Source organism: Arcticibacter svalbardensis MN12-7, from assembly GCF_000403135.1.
GTDB classification, from domain to species: domain Bacteria; phylum Bacteroidota; class Bacteroidia; order Sphingobacteriales; family Sphingobacteriaceae; genus Arcticibacter; species Arcticibacter svalbardensis.
In genome coordinates this window covers 1-2,836 of record NZ_AQPN01000017.1, presented here as the reverse complement: position 1 = coordinate 2,836, position 2,836 = coordinate 1, and the positions used below count along the sequence as shown (strand labels likewise).

4 protein-coding genes are annotated in these 2,836 nt (G+C 38.4%); 2 read left to right on the top strand and 2 right to left on the bottom strand.

Annotated features, from left to right (window positions below):
• Nucleotides 1-101: 101 nt before the first annotated feature.
• Both ychF and speB read right to left on the bottom strand, forming a co-directional pair.
• Nucleotides 102-1,202, bottom strand: a complete 1,101-nt coding sequence (gene ychF / locus ADIARSV_RS02115; RefSeq protein WP_016193695.1) for a redox-regulated ATPase YchF — start codon at nt 1,200-1,202, stop codon at nt 102-104.
• A gap of 37 nt (nt 1,203-1,239) precedes the next feature.
• Nucleotides 1,240-2,121: an agmatinase gene (gene speB, locus ADIARSV_RS02110; protein WP_016193694.1), complete on the bottom strand. Its 882-nt coding sequence runs from the start codon at nt 2,119-2,121 to the stop codon at nt 1,240-1,242.
• 190 nt (nt 2,122-2,311) lie between these two features.
• Between speB and ADIARSV_RS02105 the strand changes: the two genes are divergently transcribed.
• Both ADIARSV_RS02105 and ADIARSV_RS22065 read left to right on the top strand, forming a co-directional pair.
• Complete coding sequence (locus ADIARSV_RS02105) at nt 2,312-2,527, top strand: hypothetical protein (protein WP_040298794.1); 216 nt, start codon at nt 2,312-2,314, stop codon at nt 2,525-2,527.
• The gene (locus ADIARSV_RS22065; protein WP_016193692.1) at nt 2,517-2,681 is read left to right on the top strand and encodes a hypothetical protein; all 165 of its coding nucleotides are present in this window, start codon (nt 2,517-2,519) and stop codon (nt 2,679-2,681) included. The genes ADIARSV_RS02105 and ADIARSV_RS22065 overlap by 11 nt, the downstream gene beginning before the upstream one ends.
• Nucleotides 2,682-2,836: the final 155 nt, after the last annotated feature.

Sequence of the window (2,836 nt, the reverse complement as noted above, 5' to 3'; positions counted from 1 at the left end):
TTGCGTTTTTTATTATAAACAGAATGCCTTTATTGATTATCTGTCTAGGCAAATTATAAATAACAGCTCAGAATTCAACGAGTTAATTGAAGTTAATCACTTTATACATTAAAACGGAAATGCATAATATCACCATCCGAAACTACATATTGTTTGCCTTCCACACTTAGTTTACCAGCTTCTTTACATGCCGCTTCAGAACCATATTTGATAAAGTCATCATACTTGATCACCTCTGCACGGATAAAACCTTTTTCAAAGTCAGTATGGATCACTCCGGCAGCCTGTGGAGCAGTGTAACCCATTGTAATGGTCCATGCACGCACTTCCTGTACACCGGCAGTGAAATACGTACCCAGCTTTAAAAGTTTATAAGCAGCCTGAATAAGCTGACTCACTCCTGATTCTTTCAAACCAAGGTCATTCAAAAACTCCTGTCTTTCTTCGTAACTTTCGAGTTCAGCAATCTCTGACTCAATTTTAGCCGAGATGATCAAAACTTCCGCATCTTCTTCTTTCACAGATGCACGTACCAGATCTACATAGTGATTGCCTGCAGTAACCGAATTTTCATCCACATTACACACATAAACAACCGGTTTTGCGGTAAGCAAAAACAGATCATCAATGTACTCCTTATCTTCGTCGGAAAGCAAAGCAGTACGAACAGATTTGCCCGATTCAAGGTGCGCCTTAACGATATTACAAACCTCATAGGCTTTTTTAGCGTCCTTGTCCCCACCAGTTTTTGCCATCTTCTCCACTTTCTGGATCTTTTTACCCACGGCTTCAAGATCCTTCAACTGAAGTTCTGTATCTATAATTTCTTTATCACGAATAGGATCTACCGAACCATCTACATGGATCACATTGCCATCGTCGAAACAACGCAGCACATGAATAATAGCATCAGTTGCTCTGATATTTCCTAAAAATTGATTTCCTAAACCCTCACCCTTGCTTGCACCCTTAACCAGTCCTGCTATATCTACAATTTCTATTGTATTCGGCACGATCCGATTAGGTAATACCAGCTCTGCAAGTTTAGTTAAGCGCTCGTCTGGAACAGTTATAACACCCACATTCGGTTCTATAGTACAGAATGGGAAGTTTGCTGCCTGTGCTTTTGCATTTGATAAACAGTTAAATAGAGTTGATTTTCCGACGTTGGGTAAACCAACAATTCCGCATTGTAAAGCCATTTATATAATAAGTTGAAAATATTAAATATGATAATAATTAAGAGATAAATCGATAACCCAGTAATTTGTATGCCAGTTTGGCCAGTGTATATTCTGATATGATACTTCCTTTAATAGGGACACATTCCACAATGTCGAAGCCAACCACATTCCTTTCTTTACAAACCCGTCGAAGCAGCTGAAGTGTTTCCGTCCACAACAAACCATTAGGTTCTGCTGTTCCCACTCCCGGCATGATCGAAGGATCAAATCCGTCCGCATCTATCGTGATATATACGTCATTGCTTAACGGTGCAATAATTTCTTCCATCCACAATGGATTTCTTCTGATCTGATGGGCATAAAAAGTATTGATGTCTTCTGACTTTTTAATCAGGTCTGCTTCCTCACGAGACAGTGCACGAACACCTGCCTGGCAAATCGTAAGTCCCATATCATGAATCCTCGCCATCACACAGGCGTGCGAAAGTTTGTTCCCCATGTAACTTTGTCTTAAATCAGAGTGCGCATCCAGCTGAAGGATGCTTAAATTCTTATACTTTTTAGCGAATGCCTTCACTATCCCATACGTTGCAGTGTGTTCTGCTCCAAAGGAAACGACAAATTTGCCATCTTTTAATAACTCAGCTGTTGCCTCTTCGATAAGGGAAAGTGCGTCCGCATTAACCAGCGATCCAAACACTAAAGGTGCCACTGTATTGATACCAATCCGTTCAGAGATTTCAGTATCAATCTCCTCATCGTAACATTCAACGAACTCTGAGGCCTTTACAATAGCTGCTGGTCCGTCTTCAGATCCTGTAATGTAGGAAGAAGTGTGCTCATAGGGGATTTGTTGAATGACTACTTTGCTGCTTTCATACGCATGTAAAGAGAGATCCTGGAGTCCAAGAAAGTGATAATCAGTTGTCGCCTTCATTCTAAAAAATAAAGGGCAAAGATATAAAATATGTATTAGAGTAATAGGGTGCTAAACGTTCAAGAAAGAAGGGGAAGGTTTTAAATTCTGCTCTCTATCTGTATTCCCTTGTCATTGCTCAATTTTTAAAGTAAATTAACTTATAATTTCAATTTCTTAACCATTGAACATTTAAACGACTAGGGGTAATATGAGACGCATAACCATTTATACGACGGATAAGGAATACGATCACTTCTTAGAACTAGCTGAAAATTTGCATTACGTTAAAAAAATTGAAACAGATGAAAACTCTGAGAAAGAAGCTGTTTTAGATAATATTAAGGCTGGATTAGAAGAGGTGCAACTTTTTAAAGAAGGAAAACTTAAAACCACATCTGCTAGAGATTTTTTGAATGAGTTATAGTATTGAACTCTCTGAAAACTTTAAGAAAGAAGCCAAAAGGCTTATTAAAAAATATCCTTCACTTAAATCGGAACTTGCAGAACTTTTTACCGACCTGGAGGAAAATCCCACTCTAGGAACCCCGCTTGGCAACGATATTTATAAAATCCGATAAGCTATTGCTTCTAAAAATAAAGGCAAGTCAGGAGGTGCAAGAGTTCTATCTTTTGTAAAAGTTACACAAACTAATGTTCTTCTTTTCTCCATTTACAATAAAGGCGAAGTTGATAACCTTACCGATAAGGAAATTAAAGAACTCATTAAGGGTTA